A 22360-nucleotide genomic window follows, 5' to 3' on the forward strand; every position below is an offset into this window, starting at 1 on the left:
GCCCGATCCGCGGGGTCAGCGGGGCGCGTTGAAAGGCGGGCCCTTGAGCACAAAACCCGCCGCAACGCCGCGGCGGGCGAACCAGCCCTGGTTCATTTCCAACACATACCGCACGGGCTCGGTGGAACAGTGGCTTTCCTCCGACAGCGGCTGCATATCGGCCAGGTTCACGATGCGGCCGTCGTCGGCAACGAAGGCGGCGGTCAGGGGAATCAGGGTGTTGCGCATCCAGAAGCATTGGATGCCCGCCCGGGGAAACACAAACAGCATGCCTTCGTGCGAGGGCATCTCGCGGCGGTGCATCAGGCCAGTCTGGTGCTGCGATGGGGTGGAGGCGACCTGGGCATCGATGCGGTGCATGCCGGCCTGCAGGGCCACACGCGGCAGGTTGAGCTGGGGCTGGCCGGCGGCCGTTTGCGCGAGCGCGCCGAGCGAGGACAGGCCCAGCGCCAGGGCCACCGGCAGCGCGCGACGTCGAAAGGACAAGGGGAGACGGGTCATGGGTGAAATCCTAGCGGGCCCGGCGCCACCCGAACCAAGATTCGTCAGGGCCATCGAATACAACGGGGCTAAAATCCCACCGATGCATCATGTGAAATGATGTTTCAGACAGTTGGGCCGGCGCGTCGCGCCTCGCCCATCCCAGCATCACCGGAGACCCGATTCCATGTACCAGCACATCAAAGTGCCCGCCGCCGGCCAGAAGATCACCGTTAACGCCGACATGTCGCTCAACGTGCCCGATCAGCCGATCGTGCCCTACATCGAGGGCGATGGCACCGGCTTTGACATCACGCCCGTGATGCTCAAGGTGGTGGACGCGGCGGTGGCCAAAGCCTATGGCGGTCAGCGCAAGATCCACTGGATGGAGGTGTACGCCGGCGAGAAATCCACCAAGGTGTACGGCCCCGACGTGTGGCTGCCGGAAGAAACGCTGCATGCCCTGCGCGATTACGTCGTGTCCATCAAAGGCCCCCTGACGACCCCGGTGGGTGGTGGCATCCGGTCCCTCAACGTGGCGCTGCGCCAGGAGCTGGACCTCTACGTCTGCCTGCGCCCTGTGCAGTATTTCAAAGGCGTGCCCTCGCCGCTGAAAGAGCCGGAAAAGACCAACATGGTCATCTTCCGTGAGAACTCGGAAGACATCTACGCCGGCATCGAGTACGAGGCCAAGTCGCCCAAGGCCGTCAAGCTGATCAAGTTCCTGCAGGAGGAGATGGGGGTAACGAAGATCCGCTTCCCCGAGACCTCGGGCATTGGCATCAAGCCCGTGTCGATCGAGGGCACCGAGCGTCTGGTGCGCAAGGCCATCCAGTACGCGATCGACAACGACAAGCCCAGCGTGACCATCGTGCACAAGGGCAACATCATGAAGTACACGGAAGGCGGTTTCCGCGACTGGGGCTACGCGCTGGCCAAGCGCGAGTTCGGTGCCGTGGAGATTGACGGCGGTCCGTGGTGCAAGTTCAAGAACCCGAAGACCGGCAAGGACATCGTGATCAAGGACTCGATCGCCGATGCCTTCCTGCAGCAGATCCTGCTGCGTCCGGCCGAGTATTCGGTGATCGCCACGCTCAACCTCAACGGCGACTACGTGTCGGACGCCCTGGCGGCCCAGGTCGGCGGCATCGGCATCGCCCCGGGCGCCAACCTGAGCGACTCCGTGGCCTGCTTTGAGGCCACCCACGGCACTGCGCCCAAGTACGCCGGCAAAGATTACGTGAACCCTGGTTCGGAGATCCTGTCCGCCGAAATGATGCTGCGCCACATGGGCTGGAAAGAGGCGGCCGACCTGATCATCAGCTCCATGGAGAAGGCGATTCAGTCCAAGAAAGTCACCTACGACTTCGCGCGACTCATGGACGGCGCCACCCAGGTGAGCTGCTCGGGCTTCGGTCAGGTCATGATCGACCACATGTGATGTGGCGCCGGCCCCACGGCCGGCTCCGCGCCACGCCCCGTCCGGCCCGCCCGGCGGGGCGTTTTTCATGGTGCGTTCAACCGCCGGAAGAGCGGTGCGTTCGCCGTCCTGCTCGGGCCTTCGAAGTCGCGCCGCGCGCTTCACAATGAGGCCATGAACTCCGTGCGCTCCAGCGGTTCCGTCCGTCCCGGCACGCAGGCCCTGGGGGCTATTTCCCCGGCCTGCGCAGCGGGGGACGCGCCGCTAGAATGGGTTCATGGCTTCCCAGACTCCCACCCCCCCGAACAAGCCGGTCACGCCGCCGGACGCGGGCACCGACGACGCGGTCGTGCTGGAGCGCCGGACGCAGCGCGTACAGCCGCCGCAGATGTATCAGGTGGTGCTGCTCAACGACGACTACACCCCGATGGAGTTCGTCGTGCACATCATTCAGGAATTCTTCAGCAAAGACCGCGAGACAGCGACGCAGATCATGCTCAAGATTCACCTCGAGGGCAAAGGCATCTGCGGTGTGTACTCGCGCGACGTCGCCAGCACCAAGGTCGACCAGGTGCTGCAGGCGGCCCGGGCGGCGGGTCATCCGCTGCAATGCCTGAGCGAACCGGTTGAATAAGCCACCAGCCGCCCCACATGCGACACCATTGGTGATCACCGAACACCGAATCCCGACCCCAGCCCAAGGAAGTGCCCATGATTGCCCAAGAACTTGAAGTCAGCCTCCACATGGCCTTTGTCGAGGCCCGGCAGCAGCGGCACGAATTCATCACCGTGGAGCACCTGCTGCTGGCGCTGCTGGACAACCCCAGCGCCGCTGAGGTGTTGCGCGCCTGCTCTGCCAACATCGACGACCTGCGCAAGTCCCTGACGAATTTCATCAAAGACAACACGCCCCAGGTCGCCGGCACCGACGAGGTCGACACCCAACCCACGCTGGGCTTCCAGCGCGTGATCCAGCGCGCGATCATGCACGTGCAGTCCACCGGCAACGGCAAGAAGGAAGTCACCGGCGCCAACGTGCTGGTCGCGATCTTCGGCGAGAAGGACTCGCACGCGGTCTACTACCTCCACCAGCAGGGTGTGACCCGTCTCGACGTGGTCAACTTCATCGCCCACGGCATCCGCAAGAGCGATCCCCCCGAGGCTTCCAAGCCCGGTGACAGCGCGGCAGAGAACGAAGAGCAGGGGACCGAGGCCAAGGGCAACGAGAAGCAGTCGCCGCTGGAGCAGTTCACCCAGAACCTCAACCAGGCGGCCAAAGACGGCAAGATCGACCCGTTGATCGGGCGGGAGTACGAGGTCGAGCGCGTGATCCAGATCCTGTGCCGCCGCCGCAAGAACAACCCGTTGCTGGTGGGGGAAGCCGGCGTGGGCAAGACCGCGATTGCCGAAGGCCTCGCCTGGCGCATCACGCAGGGCGACGTGCCGGAAATCCTGGCCGAGTCGGCGGTCTACTCCCTCGACATGGGTGCCCTGCTGGCCGGAACCAAGTACCGCGGCGACTTCGAGCAGCGCCTCAAGGGCGTGCTCAAGTCGCTCAAGGACAAGCCCAACGCGATCCTGTTCATCGACGAGATCCACACCCTGATCGGTGCCGGCGCCGCCTCCGGCGGCACGCTGGACGCCTCCAACCTGCTCAAGCCGGCGCTGTCCAGCGGGCAGCTCAAGTGCATCGGTGCGACCACCTTCACCGAGTACCGCGGCATTTTCGAGAAGGACGCGGCCCTGTCGCGGCGCTTCCAGAAGGTGGACGTGGTTGAGCCAACCGTGGAACAGACGGTGGACATCCTCAAGGGCCTGAAGTCCCGATTCGAGGAGCACCACAACGTCAAGTACGCCGTGGCCGCGCTGCAGGCCGCAGCCGAGCTGTCGGCCAAGTACATCAACGACCGGCATTTGCCCGACAAGGCCATTGACGTCATTGACGAGGCCGGCGCGGCCCAGCGCATCCTGGCGCCGAGCAAGCGCAAGAAGACCATCGGCAAGGTCGAGGTTGAGGAGATCGTGGCGAAGATCGCGCGCATTCCGCCGGCGAACGTGTCCAACGACGATCGCAGCAAGCTGCAGACGCTGGAGCGCGACCTCAAGAGCGTGGTGTTCGGCCAAGACAAGGCGCTGGAGGTGCTGGCGGCCAGCGTGAAGATGGCTCGGTCCGGCCTGGGCAAGGCGGACAAACCCATCGGCGCGTTCCTGTTCAGCGGACCGACCGGCGTGGGCAAGACCGAAGCCGCCAAGCAGCTCGCCTACATCATGGGCATCGAGCTGATCCGCTTCGACATGTCCGAGTACATGGAGCGCCACGCGGTGAGCCGTTTGATCGGTGCGCCGCCCGGCTATGTGGGTTTCGACCAGGGCGGCCTGTTGACCGAGGCCATCACGAAGAAGCCGCACGCGGTGCTGCTCCTCGACGAGATCGAGAAGGCGCACCCCGACATCTTCAACGTGTTGCTGCAGGTCATGGACCACGGCACGCTGACCGACAACAACGGGCGCAAGGCCGATTTCCGCAACGTGATCATCATCATGACCACCAATGCGGGCGCTGAGACCATGAACAAGGCGACCATCGGCTTCACCAATCCGCGGGTGGCCGGCGATGAGATGGCCGACATCAAGCGGCTGTTCACGCCGGAGTTCCGCAACCGGCTGGACGCCATCGTCAACTTCAAGCCGCTGGACGAGCAGATCATCCTGCGCGTGGTCGACAAGTTCCTGCTGCAACTCGAGCAGCAGCTGGCCGAGAAGAAGGTGGAGGTCACGTTCACCGACCAGCTGCGCCAGCACCTGGCCAAGAAGGGCTTCGATCCGCTGATGGGCGCGCGACCGATGCAGCGCCTCATCCAGGACACGATCCGCCGTGCGCTGGCCGACGAACTCCTGTTCGGTCGTCTGACCGAGGGCGGCCGTCTGACCGTGGATCTGGTGACCAAGACCGGCGAGGACGGCAAGGAGATCCACGACGTGGACCTCGACATCCAGCCGCTGCCGAAGAAGGAAGGCAAAGCCAAGCCGGAGGAAGCCACCGAGGTCTGAGACCCCGACGGGCTTGCCAGACAAAACCCCGCCTCGGCGGGGTTTTGTGTTTTCCGTGGCGGCGACTCGAGGCGGCCCCGGCGACCGTGTTGCCGGGGCGGTGAATCAGGGCTGGCGGGCGTAGGCCGCTCGGATTGCCTCCACGCGCTCGCGGTTCGCGCCGAAATCCTCGCGTCCCAGGCGGCTGGCGCTTCTCACATGAATCACGCCCGCCGAGGGGTCGGCCCAGAATTCCACGTCATCGACGAACGCCAGCCACCGTGTGCGCGCCTCCAGCCGCCGGTAGTCTGGCGCGCGGGTCACCGGCGTGAGGCCCGGCACCTCGCTCAGGGCGGTGTCGAGCGCGGCGAGGCTGGCCGAGGCGCCGCCGGGCTTGAAGGGCAGGGGGGCGATGGTGGCGTAGTCGCGCTGCGGGTGTCCGGGATGGCGTTCGGCCTGGCTGCTGACGCTGTTGCGGGTGGTGGACGGTGGCTTCAGCAGCCCGTCGCGCACACCCAGATCGTTGGGCGGCGAACCGCTGAGTGCGCCCAGCTGGGCGGCAAGCAGGCCGGCCGCGAGCACGGCGGCGAGGGTGGCGGCCACGGTCGGCGCCTTCACCGGCGTTTACCGCCGAGCAGGCCGCCGAGGACGCCTCGCACGAGCTGGCGCCCCAGGCTGCTGGCGACGGTGCGCGCCGCGGTCTTGGCCATCGTTTGAACGAGGCCGTCGTACTGCCCACCCCGCGGGCCGGTCCGACCGAACAGGGCCTCATTGAGCATGCCGCCGAGCCCGCCGCCCGCGGCATCGGCCGCCGGTTCGGCGGGCGCACCCGGGATGCGGGGCTGACGCGGCGCGCCGTCGGCCGCTGCCTCGTCGGCGGCGCCGCGCTGTCCGGCGTGGGCCTGGAACATCTCGTAGGCGCTCTCGCGGTCGACGACCTTTTCGTACGTGCCGCTGACCAGCGAGTCGCGCAGCAGCTGCTGGCGCTGATCGGGCGTGATGGGACCGATCTGGCTGCCGGGTGGCAGCACGAACACGCGCTCGGTCTCGCTCGGGCGACCTTTGGCGTCCAGCAGGCTGACCAGGGCCTCGCCGACGGCGAGCTCGGTGATCGCGGCCTCGATGTCCAGCCCGGCTTTGGGACGCATGGTCTGGGCGGTGGACTTCACGGCCTTTTGGTCGCGCGGGGTGAACGCCCGCAGGGCGTGCTGTACGCGGTTGCCCAGCTGCCCGAGCACCGTGTCGGGAATGTCCAGCGGGTTCTGCGTCACGAAATACACCCCGACGCCCTTGGAACGCACGAGGCGGACCACCAGTTCGATGCGTTCGATCAGCACCTTCGGCGCGTCGTTGAACAGCAGGTGGGCCTCGTCGAAAAAGAACACCAGCTTGGGTTTGTCCGGGTCGCCGATCTCCGGGAGGGTTTCGAACAGCTCGGACAGCATCCAGAGCAGAAAGGTGGCGTACAGGCGCGGTGCATTGAGCAGCTTGTCGGCCGCCAGGATGTTGATCACCCCGCGCCCGCCGACGGTCTGCATGAAGTCGTGGATGTCGAGCATCGGCTCGCCGAAGAAGCGGTCCCCGCCTTGCTGTTCGATCTGCATCAAGCCCCGCTGGATCGCACCGATCGACGCGGCGCTGATGTTGCCGTAGGCGGTGGTGAATTGCTTGGCGTTGTCCCCGACGTGCTGCAGCATGGCCCGCAAGTCCTTCATGTCCAGGAGCAGCAGGCCGTTGTCGTCGGCTATCTTGAAGATCAGGTTGAGCACGCCGGTCTGCGTGTCATTGAGGTCGAGCATGCGGGCCAGCAGCAGCGGACCCATGTCGCTCACCGTGGCGCGCACCGGATGGCCCTGCTCGCCGAACACGTCCCACAGCGTGACCGGACACTGCACCGGCGCCGGCAGCTCGATGCCGCGGTCGCGCAGGATGCCGGCCATCTTCTCCCCGATGCGTCCAGGCTGGCTGATGCCGGTGAGGTCGCCCTTCACGTCGGCCATGAACACCGGCACGCCGATGGCCGAAAACGATTCGGCGAGCTTTTGCAAGGTGACGGTCTTGCCGGTGCCGGTGGCGCCGGTGATCAGGCCATGGCGGTTGGCCAGCCCGGGGAGCAGGTGGCAGGTGGTGGTGGCGTTGCGGGCAATCGGCTGCGGTTCGGCCATGGCGGGTCCCTCGGGGCGGTGGAAACGTAAAATCGTGGGCTTATTAGATCAAAGCCCAACGGGCAAGAGGACGTTTTCGTGGCCGGACACAGCAAATGGGCGAACATCCAGCATCGCAAGGGTCGCCAGGACGAGAAGCGCGGGCGCATCTGGACGCGCCTGACCCGTGAAATCATCGTGGCCGCGCGCAGTGGCGGCGGTGACCCGACGATGAATCCGCGGCTTCGCCTGGCGATCGACAAGGCCAAGGCGGCCAACATGCCGGCCGACAACATCAAGCGCAACGTTGACAAGGCCACCGGCAACCTGGACGGCGTGAGCTACGAGGAAATCCGCTACGAGGGTTACGGCATTGCCGGTGCGGCCATCATCGTGGACACCATGACCGACAACCGGGTGCGCACCGTGGCTGAAGTGCGCCATGCCTTCAGCAAGCATGGGGGCAACCTCGGCACCGACGGCTCGGTGGCTTTCCAGTTCAAGCATTGCGGGCTGCTCGTGTTTGCGCCCGGCACCTCGGAAGACGCGGTGATGGAGGTGGCGCTGGAGGCGGGCGCGGAGGACGTGATCACCGACGACGATGGCGCGATCGAGGTGCTGACCGCACCAGGCGACTTCGAGGCGGTGAAGAACGCACTGGAAGCCAAGGGCCTCAAGCCGGACATCGCCGAGGTGACGATGCGCGCCGAAAACACGGTGGCCCTGACCGGCGACGACGCTGCCCGCATGCAGAAGCTGCTGGACGTGCTGGAAGACCTGGACGACGTGCAGAACGTCTTCCACAACGCAGAGATCTGATCCTCCCGCGCCGCCTTGCGGCGTCACCCCCCGAGGGGCGCGGCCGGCAGCCCGGCGGAGCCGGTTCTGCGGCCGCCTCGGTTGAACGCCTCGCGCGCGCGGCGGCTTTTCTGGAGAACGATGTGAAAGTCTTGGTGATTGGCGGCGGTGGCCGTGAGCATGCGTTGGCCTGGCGGCTGAAGCAGTCGGAGGGGGTGGAGCAGGTTTTCGTGGCGCCGGGCAATGCCGGCACGGCGCGCGACGCCGAGTTGATCAATCTCCCGATCACCGACAAGGCGGCGCTGCGTGCGTGGGCGCAGGCCAACGGCGTCGCGCTCACGGTGGTGGGCCCCGAGGCGCCGCTGGCCGCCGGGGTGGTGGACGAATTCCGCGCCCACGGGCTGCCGATCTTCGGGCCGACGCAGCAGGCCGCCCAGCTGGAGAGCTCCAAGGCGTTCAGCAAGGCTTTCATGAAGCGGCACGGCATTCCCACCGCCGCCTACGACACCTTCACCGATGCGGCGCTGGCCCACGCCTATGTCGATGCGCAGGGCGCGCCCATCGTCGTCAAGGCCGACGGGCTCGCCGCGGGGAAGGGCGTGGTGGTCGCGATGACGCTGGCCGAGGCGCACGAGGCGATCGACTTCATGCTGCTGGACAACAAGCTCGGTGTCGCCCACAACGAGGGCGGGGCGCGTGTGGTCATCGAGGAATTCCTGGCCGGCGAAGAAGCCAGTTTCATCGTGCTGTGCGACGGGGAGCATGCGCTCGCGCTGGCCACCAGCCAGGACCACAAGCGCCTGAAGGACGGCGATCAGGGCCCCAACACCGGAGGCATGGGCGCGTATTCGCCGGCCCCGGTGGTCACCCCGGCCGTGCACCGCCGGGCAATGGAGGAGGTGATCCTGCCCACGCTGCGCGGCATGAAGGCCGACGGCATCCCGTACACCGGGTTTCTTTACGCCGGCCTGATGATCACCCCCGATGGGGCGGTCAAGACACTGGAGTTCAACTGCCGCATGGGCGATCCGGAGACGCAGCCGATCATGATGCGGCTGCGCAGCAACCTGGCCGAGGTACTGCTGGCGGCGACGCGCGGCGAGTTGGACCGGGTGCATCTCGACTGGGACCCGCGCGTGGCGCTGGGCGTGGTGATGGCAGCGGCCGGCTATCCGCTCGATCCGCGCAAGGGCGACGCGATCACCGGGCTACCCGCCGACCAGGACGACTGCATGGTGTTCCACGCCGGCACCGCCGAGCGCGATGGCGCGGTGGTGGTCAGCGGCGGGCGGGTGCTGTGTGTCACGGCGCTGGCCGACAGCGTGTCGGCCGCGCGGGCGCGGGCTTACGCCGCGCTCGACGGGATTGCGTTCGACGGCATGCAGTGCCGCCGCGACATCGGCCACCGCGCGCTGGGATGAACGAGTCACCGACCCGGGACACGCTCCCGGCCAGCCGACCCGTGCGTTTTCGCGGCTCGCGTCTGGCGGTGGCGGCGCTGCGCCTGATCGGCTGGCGGGTGGCGTTCGACGGTTTTCCGACCCGCCAGGGCGTGGCCATCGTGTACCCGCACACCAGCAACTGGGACTTCATCGTCATGGTGCTGGCGAAGTGGGCCATTGGCGTGCCCGCGCGCTGGTGGGGCAAGGACAGCCTGTTCCGCGTGCCCCTGCTGGGGCGGTGGATGCGCTGGCTCGGCGGCATGCCGCTGGTTCGGCACTCCCCGCGTGGCGCGGTCGGCGAGATGGTCGCCGCCTTCGACGAGGCGCGGGCGGCCGATGAGCTGCTCTGGCTTGGCCTGTCGCCCGAGGGCACCCGCCGCCGCACGTCCGGCTGGCGCAGCGGCTTCTATCAGGTCGCCTGCGGTGCATCGGTCCCCCTGGCCTGTGTGCGGCTGGACTACGGACGCAAGACGGTGGATCTGACACAGTTCCTGTCCCTCACGGGGGATCCGGCGCTCGATTACCCGCGGATCGCCGCGGCCTACGAGGGCGTGCGCGGCTTGCGGGCCGACCAGGCCAGCCCTGTGCAACCCTTGCCCAAACCGGTGAAGGCCGATACGGTGTGACCATGAGCAGCAAAAACCCCGTCGCGCAGGTGCGCGATTACCTCACCGGTCTGCAGGACCGCATCACCTCGACCGTGGCCATGGTCGATGGCGGCAGTTTCGTGGTCGACCGCTGGCGCAAGCCGCCGGGCGAGACCCTGCAAGGCAACGGCATCACGCAGATCCTGGAAGATGGCCCGGTGTTTGAACGCGCGGGTTGCGGCTTCTCCCACGTGACCGGCCCCCGTTTGCCGCCGTCGGCCACGCAGCACCGCCCCGAGCTCGCCGGAGCGCCGTTCGAGGCGATGGGCGTCTCGCTGGTCTTTCACCCCCGCAACCCCTACGTGCCCACCGTGCACATGAACGTGCGCATGATCGCCGCCACCCCGGCCGGTGGCGCGCCCGTGTGCTGGTTTGGCGGCGGCATGGACCTCACGCCCTATTACCCGTTTGAAGAAGACGCGGTCCATTTCCACCGCACCTGCAAGGCCGCGCTCGATCCGTTTGGCGTGGACAAGTACCCGCGGTTCAAGCGCTGGTGCGACGAGTATTTCCACCTGAAACACCGCCAGGAACAGCGCGGCATCGGGGGCGTTTTCTTCGACGATTTCGCGGAGTTCGGCTTCGAGGGCAGCTTCGCCATGCTGCGTGCGGTGGGCAACGCCTTTCTGGACGCGTACCTGCCGATCGTGGACCGGCGCAAGGACATGGCCTGGGGCGAGCGCGAGCGCAGCTTCCAGCTCTACCGCCGTGGCCGCTATGTCGAGTTCAACCTCGTGTGGGACCGTGGTACGCATTTCGGCCTGCAGTCGGGCGGGCGCAGCGAGTCGATTTTGTTGTCGATGCCGCCGCTGGTGAGTTGGGCCTACAACCGCCGGCCGCAGCCCGGCAGCCCGGAGGCTCGCCTGTACAGCCACTTCCTCGTGCCTCGGGACTGGGCCTGATGGGCGATCCGAGCGCCGGGGCCCGCGCGCGCCTGGGGGTCTACGGCGGCGCGTTCGACCCGCCGCACCACGCCCACGTGGCCGTGGCGCGCGCCGCCCTGGCCCAGCTGCGCCTGGACCGTCTGCTCATCATCCCGACCGGCGACGCCTGGCACAAGACACGCACCCTGACCCCCGCAACCCACCGCCTGGCCCTGTGCGCAGCCGCCTTCGGCGACTTGCCCGGGGTGTCTCTCGACGACCGGGAGATGCGCCGTCCGGGCCCGAGCTACACCGTGGACACGCTGGAAGCCTTGCGCAGGGAGCACCCGGCGGCCGAGTGGTTCCTCGTGATCGGCGAGGACCAGTGGCGCGGTTTCGCCGGCTGGCGCCGCCCCGGCGACATCCGGGCCTGGGCCACGGTGGCGGTCGCTGGCCGCGCCGGTGTCCCTGCCATGCCCCCCACAGACGACCTCGGCGCGCCGCCCGCGCGCCTGAGCCTCACCCTCTCCGACCTCAGTGCCACCGCGATCCGCGCGCGCCTCGCCGATCCCGCCTCGCGTGCCGCGGCCCTGCGCGAACTGGTGCCACCCGCGGTCGCAGGCTATATTTCGCAACACCACCTCTACCAGAACCCTTCATGACCAGCGACACCGCCGCCAAGAAAGACATCCAGAAACTGCAACGAGCCATCGTCGAGGGGCTGGAGGATGTGAAGGGTCAAGACATCGTGGTGTTCAACACCGAGGCCCTGTCCCCGCTGTTTGAGCGGGTGATTGTGGCCAGTGGCACCTCCAACCGACAGACCAAGGCGCTGGCCGCCAGCGTGGTGGATGCGGTGCGTGAGGCCGGCTTCGACAAGCCCCGCGTGGAGGGTGAGGACAACGGCGAATGGATCATCGTGGACTGCGGCCAGGCCGTGGCCCACGTGATGCAGCCGGTGATTCGCCAGTACTACCGCCTGGAGGAAATCTGGGGTGCCAAGCCCGTGCGTCTGAAGGCGCCGGCCAAGGCCGCGCCCGCCCCCCGCGCCGCGGCGGGCACCGAGGCCAAAGCGCCGGCCAAGACGGCGAGCAAGGTGGCGAGCAAGACGGCCGCGAAGACCGCTGCCAAGTCCCTCACCCCGTCCGAAGCGAAGTCCACCGCCGCCAAGGCCGCCGCCAAAGCCGCGGTCAAGGCGACGAAGCCGACCGCGAAGGCGACCGCCCAGCGACCCGCCCGTTCAGCCGCTCCCGCGAAGTCAGCCGCCAAGGCCGCGGCCAAAACCGCAACCAGGGCGCCCGCCAAGTCAGCGGCGAAGGCCCCCGCCAAAAAGCCTCGCGTGGCGTTGCCGAAAGTCGTGGTGGGTGCGCCGACGGCGAAGAAGGTGGCAGCGAAGAAGCCTGCCGCGAAATCAGCCGCCAAACCCGCTGCGAAGGCCGCCGCGCCCGCGAAGGCGGCCTCGCGCCAGGCCTCGGCCAAGCCGGCGGCCGGCAAGTCCCGGGCATGAAGCTGGTGATCGTCGCGGTCGGGCAGAAGGTGCCCGACTGGGCGCAGACCGCCTACGACGATTACGCCAAGCGCTTTCCCCCCGACCTGCGGGTCGAGCTCAAGGCGGTCAAAACCGAACCGCGTGGCTCCAAAACCGTGGAAACCCTCTGGGCTGCCGAGCGGCAGCGCATCGAAGCCGCGGTGCCGCGCGGTGCCCGTGTGGTCGCGCTCGACGAGCGGGGCACGCCGGTGACCACCCAGGCGCTGGCCCAGCAACTGAAGCAGTGGCAACTCGGCGGCGATGATGTGGCCCTGGTGATTGGCGGCCCCGACGGCCTGGAGCCGGCCTTCAGGGATGGCGCCCACCAGCGGATGCGCCTCTCCGACCTCACGCTGCCGCACGCGATGGTGCGCGTGCTGCTGATCGAGCAGCTCTACCGCGCCTGGTCCATCAACGCCAACCACCCGTACCACCGCGAATGACGACCAAGACTGCCCACGCGTCCCCGCTGCGCGGGTCGCTGCCCCCAGCGGGGGGGCGCGCCACCTTGGGACGGCCCGGCGGTGAGACAAAGGCCCCCCTCGCGTCCCCGCTGCGCGGGTCGCTGCCCCCAGCGGGGGAGCGCGCCACCTTGGGACGGCCCGGCGGTGGCGCGTGGATCTACCTGGCCTCGCAGAGTCCGCGTCGGCGGGATTTGTTGCAGCAGTGGGGCGTGCGCCCCGAGTTGTTGCTGCCCGATGACGACGAGGATGTGGAGTCGCTGGAGGCGGTGCGCGGGTCGGAGGCGCCGGCGGTCTATGTGCAGCGGGTCACCGCGCTCAAGCTGGAGGCCGCGATGGCGCGTTGGGCCCGGCGCGGGCTGCCCGCCGCGCCGGTGCTGTGCGCCGATACGACGGTGGCGCTGGGGCGCCGCATCCTGGGCAAACCGGCGGATGCCGCCGAGGCGCGGGCCATGTTGGCTGCGTTGTCCGGCCGTACCCATCGGGTGCTGACCGCCGTGGGTGTGGGCCTCGGACGGCGGCGCTGGACCGCGCTCAGCGTCTCCACCGTGACCTTCGCGCCGCTCAGCGCCGCGCAGATCCGCCGCTACGTTGAGGGCGGAGAGCCCATGGGCAAGGCCGGGGCCTACGCCATCCAGGGACAAGCCGGTCTGTGGGTGAGCCGCATCACCGGCAGCCACACCGGCATCGTTGGCTTGCCCGCGCACGAGACCGCGGCGCTGTTGCGCGCCGCGGGGCTGGCCCTTTATTGATGACGAACCCACTGACCCTTGACCCCAGGCACCCATGACGCAGGACATCCTCATCAACTGGTCTCCGCAGGAAACCCGTGTGGCCGTGGTGGAGCAGGGCGCGGTGCAGGAAGTGCACCTGGAGCGCACGCTCGAGCGCGGCCTGGTGGGCAACATTTACCTGGGCAAGGTGTCGCGCGTGCTGCCCGGCATGCAATCGGCCTTCATCGACATCGGTCTGGACCGTGCGGCGTTTCTGCACGTGGCGGACCTGATGCCCAACATCGCGGCGAAGCACGCGCCCCAGCGCCAGCAGGCGGCCGAGAGCGGCGACGCGGGTGCGAAGGTGCTGGCGCCCAACCCGGTGCTGCCGATCGAGCGGCAGATATTCGAGGGGCAGGCCTTGATGGTCCAGGTGCTGAAGGACCCGATCGGCACCAAGGGCGCGCGCCTGACGGCGCAGATCAGCATCGCTGGTCGGCTGCTGGTGTTCCTGCCGCAGGACAACCACATCGGTGTGTCGCAGAAGATTCCGCCGGCCCAGCGCGAGGCGCTGCGCCAGCGTCTGCAGAGCCTGACGGCGTTGCCCGATGGAAGCCCGGCGGGTGGCTTCATCCTGCGCACCAACGCAGAAGATGCGAGCGACGACGAACTGCGCGACGACGTGGCCTACCTGCGCAAGACCTGGACCCGGATCCGCGACGCCGCCGCCCGCCAGCCCCCCGCCACCTTGCTGCATGAAGACCTCAACCTGATGCAGCGCGTGCTGCGCGACCTGGTGGGCGCGCAGACCGCCAGCATCCGCATCGACTCCCGCGAGCAACACGGTCTGCTCACCGCCTTCGCCAGCGAGTTCATGCCGGACACCGTGGCCAAGCTGCAGCACTACGCCGGCGAGCGCCCGATCTTCGACCTGTTCCACATCGACGAGGACATCGCGAAGGCGCTGAGCCGGCGGGTTGACCTGAAGTCGGGTGGCTACCTCGTGATCGACCAGACGGAGGCCCTCACCACCGTGGATGTGAACACGGGCGGCTTCGTCGGTGCGCGCAATTTCGACGACACCGTCTTCCGCACCAACCTGGAAGCGTCGCAGGCCATCGCGCGGCAACTGCGCCTGCGCAACCTCGGCGGCATCGTCATCGTCGACTTCATCGACATGACCCGGGAAGACCACCGCGAGGCGGTGTTGGCCGAGTTCCGCAAGCAGCTTGCGCGCGACCGGGTGAAGACCATGACCGGTGGCTTCTCGCAGCTCGGTCTGGTGGAGATGACCCGCAAGCGCACGCGCGAGTCGTTGGCCCACATGCTGTGCGAGCCCTGCGAAGCCTGCAGCGGCAAGGGCTCGGTCAAGACAGCGCGCAGCGTGTGCTATGACATCCTGCGCGAGATCCTGCGCGAAGCGCGGGCCTTCAGCCCACGCGAGTTCCGCGTGGTGGCCTCGCCCAAGGTGGTGGAGCTGTTCCTGGACGAGGAGCGGGCCCACCTGGCCGGGCTGTCCGACTTCATCGGCAAGCCCATCTCGCTGCAGAGCGAGAGCACGATGACGCAGGAACAGTACGACATCGTGTTGCTCTAGGGTCCCCCCCGAAGCGCCTGCGGCGCCTCCCCCAGGGGCAACACCTGCGGCCCGGCAAAGCCGGTTCCGCGGTGTTCTGGGTGGAGCCTCTTCGCCCGCTTACACCTCGGGTCGCATGCCCTGCGCGTGCAGGCGGGCGTAGAGGCCATCGGCGGCGATCAGGTCGCGGTGGGTGCCCTGTTCGGCGATGCGGCCGTCGGCCAGCACGACCACGCGGTCGGCGTGTTCGATGGTGGAGAGACGGTGGGCGATCACCAGGGTGGTGCGGCCGGTCATGAGCCGGGCGAGCGCGTCCTGCACGAGGCGCTCGCTTTCGTTGTCCAGCGCGGACGTCGCTTCGTCGAGGATCAGCACCGGCGCGTCCTTGTAGATCGCCCGCGCGATGGCGAGCCGCTGGCGCTGGCCGCCGGAGAGTTCGGCCGCGTTGTGCCCCACCGGCGTGTGGATGCCCTGCGGCAGGCGCAGGACCAGATCGCCGAGGTTGGCCGACGCCAGCGCGGCGCGCACCCGTGCTTCGTCGATGGCGGAGGCACTGTCGCCCAGGGCCACGTTGGCGGCGAGCGTGTCGTTGAGCATGACCACGTCCTGGCTGACCAGGGCAAACTGCCGGCGCAGGCTGGTTAGGTCCCACTCGGGCAGGGCCACGCCGTCGAGCGTGGCGCGGCCTTCCGCGATGTCCACGAAGCGGGGCAGGGTGTTGACCAGGGTGGTTTTGCCCGAACCCGACGGCCCGACAAAGGCCACCACCTCGCCCGGCTCGATGCGAAGCGACACCCCGCGCAGTGCCGCGGCCCGCGTGGCGGTCGGGTCGCCCTCCCGCTCGGGGTAGCGCACCCACACCGTCTCCCAGGCGATGGCGCCGCGCGCCCGGTCGGCGCGGTGGGCGCCGCCGGTCTGTTCCGGCGTCTGCTCGATCAGTTCCAGCCCGCGCTCCAGCGCGGCGAGTCCGCGGGTGATGGGCGCGGTGATTTCGGCGAGGTGGCGGATGGGCGTGATCAGCATCAGCATCGCGGTCACGAAGCCGACGAAGTTGCCGACGGTCACGCCGCTGGTGGTGCTTTGCCACAGGGCCACCGCGATCACGGCCGACAGGGCGGTGGCGGCGAGGATCTGGGTGAGTGGTGTCATCGCGGCCATGGCGACCGTGGACTTCAGGGCCAGTCGTCGCAGGGCCACCGACAGACCGTCGAACCGCTCGGCCTGCTGCGCCTGCGCGCCGTGCAGCCGAATCATGCGGTGGGCCAGCGCGTTTTCTTCGACCACGTAGGCCAGCGCGTCGGTCGCCTCCTGGCTGGCGCGCGTGAGCCGGTACAGGCGCTTGGAGAGCACGCGCATGATGAGAATCAGCCCGGGAAAAACCGCCAGCACGATCAGCGTGAGCTTCCAGTTCAACCACAGCAGGTAGCCCATGAGGGCGAGCACGGTGAGGCTGTCCTTGGCCAGGGTGAGGAAGGCCGACACCAGCTGCTGCGAGCCGTTCTGCACCTCGTACACCAGCGTGTTCGACAGCTTGCTCGCGCTTTGCCGGGCGAACAGGGTGAGCTCGGCGTCGTTGAGCTTGGCGAACATGGCCCGGCGCAGGTTGAGCACGCCGATGTTGGCGGTGTAGGCCAGGGCGTACTGCGCCACGAAGGTGGCCATGCCGCGCACGGCGAACAGACCGATGAGCGCCACCGGCACCATCCACAAAGGCACCTGCCCCGCGCTGAAGCCCTTGTCGAGCAGACCTTGCAGCAGCGCCGGGATCGCCGGCTCGGTGAGCGCGCCGATCACCGTGGCCAGTGCGGCGATGACGATGCCCGGCCGGGCGCCGCGGAAGTAGGGCCAGACGCGGCGCAGCCGCTGCGACAGCGTGCCGCGCGGGGGCGCGGGGGCGGCCGGTGCGGCGTCGGAGGCGGGGGAGGGTTCGGACACGCGGGCGAAAAAATCGGTGGGTCGGGATCGGGCCCGGGAACTCGGCGCGCCGCCGCGGGTCAGTGAGCCGCAGTGGCACAGGGCCGCGCGCACATCTTGTCACGGGTGTGTGTGGCGCGTCCGGTATTATCGACCGGTCGCCGCCGGCCCTCGTTCCGCCGTTTTTCCGGCCCGACAACCTCCACATGACCCTTTCGATCCGCCCTGCCGCGACGGCATCCCTGGCGCGCCGCCGAGCCGTGGGCCTGCTGTCGAGTCTGCCGCTGCTGTCCTGGCCCCTCGCGCCTGCCCACGCGCAGTTCCGCGTCGAGGTGGCCGGTGTCGGGCTGACCCAGTTTCCGTTTTCCGTGGTGGCGTTTCGCGGCAACGACGTGGCCAGCGAAAACATCGCGGCCATCGTGCGCGCCGACCTGGAGCGCAGCGGCCAGTTCCGGTTTGTCGAACCGGTCGGCGGCGGCCTCGATGAAACCTCCCGCCCCGACCTCGCGCCGTGGCGCGAGCGCGGCACCGACTCCCTGCTCACCGGCAGCGTGATGCGGCTGGCCGACGGCCGTTTCGACGTGCGCTTCCGCCTGTGGGACGTGGTGCGTGCCCAGGACCTCGGTGGTCTGAGCTACCCCGTGTCGGCCGCCGATCTGCGCCTGGCTGCGCACCGCATCGCCGACTACGTCTATGAAAAGCTCACCGGCGACAAAGGCGTGTTCTCCACGCGCATCGCCTACGTGACCAAGTCGGCCAACCGCCATCACCTGTGGGTGGCCGACGCCGACGGCGAAAACGCCCGCGCCGCCCTCACCAGCCCCGAGCCCATCATCTCCCCGAGCTGGGCGCCCAACGGCGGACAGCTGGCCTATGTGTCGTTCGAGGCGCGCAAGCCGGTGATCTATGCCCACGACGTGGCGACCGGGCGCCGCCGCCTGCTGGCCAACTTCCGCGGCTCCAACAGCGCACCGAGCTGGTCGCCCGACGGCCGCACCGTGGTGGCCACGCTCTCGATCTCGGGCAACGCGCAGATCTACGCGATGGACGCGGGCGGTGGCGAGCCGCGGCGCCTGACCAACAGCGGCAGTATCGACACCGAGCCGGTGTTCAGCGCTGACGGCAAGTCGATCTTCTTTGTCAGCGACCGGGGCGGCTCGCCGCAGATCTACCGCATGGACGCCGGGGGCGCCAACGCGCAGCGCCTGAGCTTCAGCGGCAACTACAACATCTCCCCCGCGCCCAGCCCCGACGGCCGGTGGCTCGCTTATGTGTCCCGTGTGGGCGGCGCTTTCCGCCTGCACGTGATGGACCTCGCCAGCGGCGCGGTGAGCGCCATCACCGACACCTCGGCCGACGAGAGTCCCAGCTTCTCGCCCAACAGCCGACTGATCATTTACGCCACCCGTGACAAAGGCCAGGAAGCGCTCATGACCACCACGGTCGACGGTCGCATCAAGACCCGCCTGGCCGGCTCGCAGGGCGACATCCGCGAGCCCGAGTGGGGCCCGTTCCTGCGCTGATCTTGGTTGTTTTCGTATCTACCGCTTTCGTATCCCCCGCTTTTTCAACCCTAGGTAACGTCACCATGACCCACACCCGCTCCACCCTCCGCCGCTGGGCCGGCCTGTCCGTCGCCCTCTCCACCGCCGCGCTGCTGGCCGCCTGCGGCTCCAACGTCAAGCTCGACGAAGTCCCCGTCGCCGACCGCAGCGGCACCGCCGCCGGTGCCGGTGGCCAGGGCAGCGGTGTTGACCAGCGCGGAGTGGCCGGCGTGCAGGTCCCCGGCGCCGGCAGCGCGCAGCCCCAGGCCCTGCAGCGCGTCATCTACTTCGACTACGACAGCTTTGAGGTGAAGAGCCAGTTTGCGGCCGCGCTGGAAGCCAACGCCCGCTACCTCAACGCCAACAAGACCGCCCGCGTCAGCCTGGAAGGCCACACCGACGAGCGCGGCGGCCGCGAATACAACCTGGCGCTGGGCCAGAAGCGCGCCGAGGCCGTGCGTCGCTCGCTGTCGCTGCTGGGCGTGAGCGAGTCGCAGATGGAGGCCGTGAGCTTCGGTGAGGAGAAGCCCGCCCAAGCCGGCGCCGACGAAGCCGCCTTCTCCAAGAACCGCCGCGTCGAGATCACCTACCGCTGAGGACCGACGCCATGGCCCGCCTGACCGACTGGACCTTCCCGCGCGGGCCGCTGGCGGCGCTGACCGTGGCCATGGCGGCGTTCGCGCCGCTGTCCGCCCACGCGCTGTTTGGCGACGATGAGGCCCGCAAGGCCATCATCGAGCTGCGGCAGAAGGTGGACGCCAACCGGGCGGCTCAGGAAGCCGCGGCGGCCGAGAGCGAAGCCACGACCCGCCGCGGCCTGCTCGATCTGGCCAACCAGATCGAGCAGCTGCGCGCCGAAATCGCCCGCCTGCGGGGCCAGAACGAGCAGCTCGCGCGCGAGGTGGCGGAGCTGCAGCGGGCGCAGAAAGACGTGCAGGTCGGGCTGGACGAGCGCCTGCGCCAGGTGGAGCCGCTGAAGGTCGAGCTCGACGGGTTGAGCTTCAGCGCCCAGCCGGCCGAGAAGCGCGAGTTCGACGCCGCCATGGACACGCTGCGCCGCTCCGAGTTCGAGGCCGCGGCCACCGCCTACACCGTGTTCCTGCGCAAGCACCCCAACAGCGGCTACACCCCGTCCGCCCTGTACTGGCTGGGCAACGCGCAGTACGCCAACCGCGCCTACAAGGACGCGATCGTCAGCCACACCCGGCTGGTCAACGAGTTCGGCACCCACGCCCGCGCCCCCGAGGCGATGCTGGCGATGGCCAACAGCCAGGTGGAGCTCAAGGATCCCCGCGGCGCGCGGCGCACGCTGGAAGACCTGATCAAGCGCTACCCGCAATCGGAAGCCGCCGCCGCGGCCCGCGAGCGGCTCGCCCGCCTGCGCTGACCGTTCCCGCGCGCGGGAGACCCGACAGCGGCGGTCCCACGACCGCCGCTCCTACAATCGCGCGCCATGGACGCTGCCGCCCTCGACTCCCTGCACACCACCGTTCTGTGGGCGGCCTTTGCCGTCGCCGTCGCCTTTGGTTTTATCAGCCAGCGGACCCATTTCTGCACCATGGGCGCGCTGAGTGACGCGTTCAACTTCGGTGACCTGAACCGTCTGCGCATGTGGGTCATGGCCATTGGCGTGGCGGCGATCGGGTTTCACGCGCTGGTCTGGCTGGGCTGGATCGACGCCGGCGCGGCGCTGTACACCGGCCCGCGCGTGATGTGGCTCTCGGCGGTGGTGGGCGGGCTGCTGTTCGGCTTCGGCATGGTGCTCGCGTCCGGCTGCGGCGGCAAGACGCTGGTGCGCATTGGCGCGGGCAGCCTGCGCGCGCTGGTGGTGTTTGTCGTGATGGGCGTGGCCGCGTTCATGACGTTGCGCGGCTTGTTTGGCGTGTGGCGGGTGAACACGGTGGACCGCGCGGTGCTGGAGTTCGACGGCGCGGCCACGCTGGCCGGCTGGATGGGCCGGGCGGCCGGTGGCGACGCCGGCACGCTGGCGGCCGTGGCGCTGGGACTGGCGCTGATCGGCTGGGCACTCGCCTCGCGCGACTTCCGCACCGGCAACAACCTCCTCGCCGGCGCTGGCATTGGCTTGTGCATCGTGGCGATGTGGTGGGTCAGCGGCCGCCTCGGCTTTGTGGCCGAACACCCCGAGACGCTCGAAGCCGTGTACCTGGGCAGCACCACCGGGCGCATGGAATCCCTGAGCTTCAGTGCGCCCATGGCCACCACGCTGGACTGGCTGATGTTCTACAGCGACCGCGCCAAGGTCCTGACCTTCGGTGTGGTCACGGTGGTCGGCGTGGTCGTGGGCTCGGCGGTGTGCGCCCTGTGGGAGCGCAGCTTCCGCTGGGAAGGGCTCAATGGCACCCGCGACACCGCGCTGCACCTGGTGGGCGGCGTCTGCATGGGCGCCGGCGGCGTGACCGCGCTGGGTTGCACCGTCGGCCAGGGCCTGTCTGGCCTGTCGACGCTGAGCCTCATGAGCGCGGTGGCGGTGGCGGCCATCGTGGCGGGCGCCTGGCTGGGCTTCCGCTTCCAGATGTGGCTGCTGGAGCGCGAGTGACCGAGACCGACGCCGCCTTCGAGCGCCGCTTCGGCGGGCTGCGGCGGCTGTTTGGCGTGGCGGGCGCGCAGCGTGTCTTTGACGCCCACGTCGCGGTGGTCGGCCTGGGCGGCGTGGGCTCCTGGGCGGTCGAGGCCCTGGCGCGCAGCGGTGTGCGGCGCCTGACGCTGATCGATCTCGACCACGTGAGCGAGTCCAACATCAACCGCCAGCTGCAGGCCACGGACGACACCCTCGGCCAGGCCAAGGCCGAGGCCCTGCGCGACCGGATTGCCGCGATCCACCCGCAGGCCGACGTTGTCTGCATCGACGATTTCGTGACACCCGACAACTGGCCCGCGCTGCTTGGTGGCGAGCGCCCCGATGCCTTGATCGACGCCTGCGATCAGGTGCGCGCCAAGACCGCGCTCGCCGCCTGGGCGGTGGCGAACGGCCTGCCTTTCGTCAGCGTCGGTGCGGCCGGTGGTAAGCGCCGCGCGGAAGCGGTGGCGCTCGCCGATCTGGCCGACATCACCCACGACCCGCTTCTCGCGCAGCTGCGCTACCGCCTGCGCAAGCACCATGGGGCGCCGCGCGCCGGAGCCATGGGGGTCACTGGCGTGTTCAGCCGCGAGCCCGTGGCGCCGCCCGATCCGTCGTGCGCGCTCGACGGCGGCGATGGCAGCCTCAACTGCCACGGCTACGGCTCACTCGTGAGCGTTACCGCCACCTTCGGCATGGCCGCCGCCGGCCATGTGATCGACACGATCGCGCGGGGCGCCGGGGAAAAAGTGAAGCCGGCTTCAAAAGGCACCAAAAACCACGCTATAATCTGAGGCTTCGCGGGGTGCTGCAAAGGACATCGCGAAAAGCGTGGGACGTTAGCTCAGTTGGTAGAGCAGCGGACTTTTAATCCGTTGGTCGGCAGTTCGAGCCTGCCACGTCCTACCAAAAACATGAGGCCCAAGTCGCAAGACTTGGGCCTTTTTGTTTTGGGCGCGCCGAGGCGCGTCAGCTTTTGCGCACGAAGCCCCACACGATGAGGATCAGCACGGCGCCGATGACCGAGGCGATGAAGCTGGCGGCCTGGCCGGGGGCGTACAGGCCAAGGGCGCTGCCGCCGTAGCTGGCGACGAAGGAGCCGGCGATGCCCAGCAGGGTGGTCATGATCCAGCCCATGCTGTCGTTGCCGGGTTTGATGGCGCGGGCGATGAGGCCGGCGATGAAGCCGATGACGATGGTGATGAGGATCGACACGGGGCGG

22 protein-coding genes and 1 tRNA gene are annotated in these 22360 nt (G+C 68.7%); 18 read left to right on the plus strand and 5 right to left on the minus strand.

What is annotated here, in order from left to right; translation table 11 throughout:
- Positions 1-15: 15 nt before the first annotated feature.
- Positions 16-501 (minus strand): DUF192 domain-containing protein, encoded by a 486-nt coding sequence (locus AC2D80_RS05840; protein ID WP_484632028.1) that lies wholly within the window; start codon positions 499-501, stop codon positions 16-18.
- A 166-nt stretch (positions 502-667) separates the two neighbouring features.
- On the opposite strand from AC2D80_RS05840, the gene icd reads away from it, so the two are divergent.
- The 3 genes from icd to clpA all read left to right on the plus strand — a co-directional run bounded on the left by icd (position 668) and on the right by clpA (position 4951).
- Positions 668-1921 carry an NADP-dependent isocitrate dehydrogenase gene (icd, locus tag AC2D80_RS05845; protein WP_484632029.1) on the plus strand — a complete coding sequence of 418 codons (1254 nt, stop codon included), beginning with the start codon at positions 668-670 and terminating at the stop codon, positions 1919-1921.
- Positions 1922-2177: 256 nt separating this feature from the next.
- Positions 2178-2534 carry an ATP-dependent Clp protease adapter ClpS gene (clpS, locus tag AC2D80_RS05850; RefSeq protein WP_484632030.1) on the plus strand — a complete coding sequence of 119 codons (357 nt, stop codon included), beginning with the start codon at positions 2178-2180 and terminating at the stop codon, positions 2532-2534.
- A gap of 77 nt (positions 2535-2611) precedes the next feature.
- Positions 2612-4951 (plus strand): ATP-dependent Clp protease ATP-binding subunit ClpA, encoded by a 2340-nt coding sequence (gene clpA / locus AC2D80_RS05855; protein ID WP_484632031.1) that lies wholly within the window; start codon positions 2612-2614, stop codon positions 4949-4951.
- A 105-nt stretch (positions 4952-5056) separates the two neighbouring features.
- Here clpA and AC2D80_RS05860 read toward each other — a convergent pair whose 3' ends face one another.
- Both AC2D80_RS05860 and AC2D80_RS05865 read right to left on the minus strand, forming a co-directional pair.
- Complete coding sequence (locus AC2D80_RS05860) at positions 5057-5533, minus strand: DUF1499 domain-containing protein (RefSeq protein WP_484632032.1); 477 nt, start codon at positions 5531-5533, stop codon at positions 5057-5059.
- Between the two features lie 11 nt (positions 5534-5544).
- Positions 5545-7095, minus strand: a complete 1551-nt coding sequence (locus AC2D80_RS05865; protein WP_484632033.1) for a helicase HerA-like domain-containing protein — start codon at positions 7093-7095, stop codon at positions 5545-5547.
- Between the two features lie 78 nt (positions 7096-7173).
- Between AC2D80_RS05865 and AC2D80_RS05870 the strand changes: the two genes are divergently transcribed.
- The 9 genes from AC2D80_RS05870 (at position 7174) to rng (ending at position 15123) form a co-directional block, all read left to right on the plus strand.
- Positions 7174-7893 (plus strand): YebC/PmpR family DNA-binding transcriptional regulator, encoded by a 720-nt coding sequence (locus AC2D80_RS05870; protein WP_484632034.1) that lies wholly within the window; start codon positions 7174-7176, stop codon positions 7891-7893.
- A gap of 122 nt (positions 7894-8015) precedes the next feature.
- Positions 8016-9293, plus strand: a complete 1278-nt coding sequence (gene purD, locus AC2D80_RS05875; protein WP_484632035.1) for a phosphoribosylamine--glycine ligase — start codon at positions 8016-8018, stop codon at positions 9291-9293.
- Positions 9290-9940 carry a 1-acyl-sn-glycerol-3-phosphate acyltransferase gene (locus AC2D80_RS05880; protein WP_484632036.1) on the plus strand — a complete coding sequence of 217 codons (651 nt, stop codon included), beginning with the start codon at positions 9290-9292 and terminating at the stop codon, positions 9938-9940. The genes purD and AC2D80_RS05880 overlap by 4 nt, the downstream gene beginning before the upstream one ends.
- A gap of 2 nt (positions 9941-9942) precedes the next feature.
- Complete coding sequence (hemF, locus tag AC2D80_RS05885) at positions 9943-10863, plus strand: oxygen-dependent coproporphyrinogen oxidase (protein WP_484632037.1); 921 nt, start codon at positions 9943-9945, stop codon at positions 10861-10863.
- Complete coding sequence (nadD, locus tag AC2D80_RS05890) at positions 10863-11486, plus strand: nicotinate (nicotinamide) nucleotide adenylyltransferase (protein WP_484632038.1); 624 nt, start codon at positions 10863-10865, stop codon at positions 11484-11486. The genes hemF and nadD overlap by 1 nt, the downstream gene beginning before the upstream one ends.
- Positions 11483-12331, plus strand: a complete 849-nt coding sequence (rsfS, locus tag AC2D80_RS05895) for a ribosome silencing factor (protein ID WP_484632039.1) — start codon at positions 11483-11485, stop codon at positions 12329-12331. Before nadD ends, rsfS begins: the two co-directional genes overlap by 4 nt.
- Positions 12328-12795 (plus strand): 23S rRNA (pseudouridine(1915)-N(3))-methyltransferase RlmH, encoded by a 468-nt coding sequence (gene rlmH / locus AC2D80_RS05900; RefSeq protein WP_484632040.1) that lies wholly within the window; start codon positions 12328-12330, stop codon positions 12793-12795. Before rsfS ends, rlmH begins: the two co-directional genes overlap by 4 nt.
- Before the next feature lie 149 nt (positions 12796-12944).
- Positions 12945-13565 (plus strand): Maf family protein, encoded by a 621-nt coding sequence (locus AC2D80_RS05905; RefSeq protein ID WP_484632041.1) that lies wholly within the window; start codon positions 12945-12947, stop codon positions 13563-13565.
- Positions 13566-13599: 34 nt separating this feature from the next.
- Entirely contained in the window at positions 13600-15123 is a 1524-nt protein-coding gene (gene rng / locus AC2D80_RS05910; RefSeq protein WP_484632042.1) for a ribonuclease G, read from the plus strand.
- Positions 15124-15222: 99 nt separating this feature from the next.
- Here rng and msbA read toward each other — a convergent pair whose 3' ends face one another.
- Entirely contained in the window at positions 15223-17037 is a 1815-nt protein-coding gene (msbA, locus tag AC2D80_RS05915) for a lipid A export permease/ATP-binding protein MsbA (RefSeq protein ID WP_484632043.1), read from the minus strand.
- Positions 17038-17222: 185 nt separating this feature from the next.
- On the opposite strand from msbA, the gene tolB reads away from it, so the two are divergent.
- The 6 genes from tolB (at position 17223) to AC2D80_RS05945 (ending at position 22047) form a co-directional block, all read left to right on the plus strand.
- Positions 17223-18539, plus strand: coding sequence for a Tol-Pal system beta propeller repeat protein TolB (gene tolB / locus AC2D80_RS05920; protein ID WP_484632044.1), 1317 nt, complete (start codon positions 17223-17225; stop codon positions 18537-18539).
- A gap of 65 nt (positions 18540-18604) precedes the next feature.
- Entirely contained in the window at positions 18605-19156 is a 552-nt protein-coding gene (pal, locus tag AC2D80_RS05925; RefSeq protein WP_484632045.1) for a peptidoglycan-associated lipoprotein Pal, read from the plus strand.
- Positions 19157-19167: 11 nt separating this feature from the next.
- Positions 19168-19947 (plus strand): tol-pal system protein YbgF, encoded by a 780-nt coding sequence (gene ybgF / locus AC2D80_RS05930; RefSeq protein WP_484632046.1) that lies wholly within the window; start codon positions 19168-19170, stop codon positions 19945-19947.
- Positions 19948-20013: 66 nt separating this feature from the next.
- Positions 20014-21117: a YeeE/YedE family protein gene (locus AC2D80_RS05935; RefSeq protein WP_484632047.1), complete on the plus strand. Its 1104-nt coding sequence runs from the start codon at positions 20014-20016 to the stop codon at positions 21115-21117.
- Positions 21114-21932: a tRNA threonylcarbamoyladenosine dehydratase gene (locus AC2D80_RS05940; protein WP_484632048.1), complete on the plus strand. Its 819-nt coding sequence runs from the start codon at positions 21114-21116 to the stop codon at positions 21930-21932. The genes AC2D80_RS05935 and AC2D80_RS05940 overlap by 4 nt, the downstream gene beginning before the upstream one ends.
- A 39-nt stretch (positions 21933-21971) precedes the next feature.
- Positions 21972-22047 (plus strand) — tRNA-Lys (locus AC2D80_RS05945).
- Positions 22048-22107: 60 nt separating this feature from the next.
- Here the strand turns inward: AC2D80_RS05945 and AC2D80_RS05950 are convergent.
- Positions 22108-22353, minus strand: coding sequence for a GlsB/YeaQ/YmgE family stress response membrane protein (locus AC2D80_RS05950; protein ID WP_484632049.1), 246 nt, complete (start codon positions 22351-22353; stop codon positions 22108-22110).
- Positions 22354-22360 lie beyond the last annotated feature (7 nt).

This window comes from Hydrogenophaga sp. T66 (genome assembly GCF_057219855.1).

Coding starts and splice junctions, on each gene's coding strand:
- AC2D80_RS05880 (WP_484632036.1), top strand. CDS start 9,290: ATGAACGAGTCACCGACCCGGGACACGCTCCCGGCCAGCCGACCCGTG.
- rlmH (WP_484632040.1), top strand. CDS start 12,328: ATGAAGCTGGTGATCGTCGCGGTCGGGCAGAAGGTGCCCGACTGGGCG.
- rsfS (WP_484632039.1), top strand. CDS start 11,483: ATGACCAGCGACACCGCCGCCAAGAAAGACATCCAGAAACTGCAACGA.
- ybgF (WP_484632046.1), top strand. CDS start 19,168: ATGGCCCGCCTGACCGACTGGACCTTCCCGCGCGGGCCGCTGGCGGCG.
- clpA (WP_484632031.1), top strand. CDS start 2,612: ATGATTGCCCAAGAACTTGAAGTCAGCCTCCACATGGCCTTTGTCGAG.
- nadD (WP_484632038.1), top strand. CDS start 10,863: ATGGGCGATCCGAGCGCCGGGGCCCGCGCGCGCCTGGGGGTCTACGGC.
- tolB (WP_484632044.1), top strand. CDS start 17,223: ATGACCCTTTCGATCCGCCCTGCCGCGACGGCATCCCTGGCGCGCCGC.
- hemF (WP_484632037.1), top strand. CDS start 9,943: ATGAGCAGCAAAAACCCCGTCGCGCAGGTGCGCGATTACCTCACCGGT.
- pal (WP_484632045.1), top strand. CDS start 18,605: ATGACCCACACCCGCTCCACCCTCCGCCGCTGGGCCGGCCTGTCCGTC.
- clpS (WP_484632030.1), top strand. CDS start 2,178: ATGGCTTCCCAGACTCCCACCCCCCCGAACAAGCCGGTCACGCCGCCG.
- AC2D80_RS05865 (WP_484632033.1), bottom strand. CDS start 7,095: ATGGCCGAACCGCAGCCGATTGCCCGCAACGCCACCACCACCTGCCAC.
- icd (WP_484632029.1), top strand. CDS start 668: ATGTACCAGCACATCAAAGTGCCCGCCGCCGGCCAGAAGATCACCGTT.
- AC2D80_RS05840 (WP_484632028.1), bottom strand. CDS start 501: ATGACCCGTCTCCCCTTGTCCTTTCGACGTCGCGCGCTGCCGGTGGCC.
- AC2D80_RS05935 (WP_484632047.1), top strand. CDS start 20,014: ATGGACGCTGCCGCCCTCGACTCCCTGCACACCACCGTTCTGTGGGCG.
- rng (WP_484632042.1), top strand. CDS start 13,600: ATGACGCAGGACATCCTCATCAACTGGTCTCCGCAGGAAACCCGTGTG.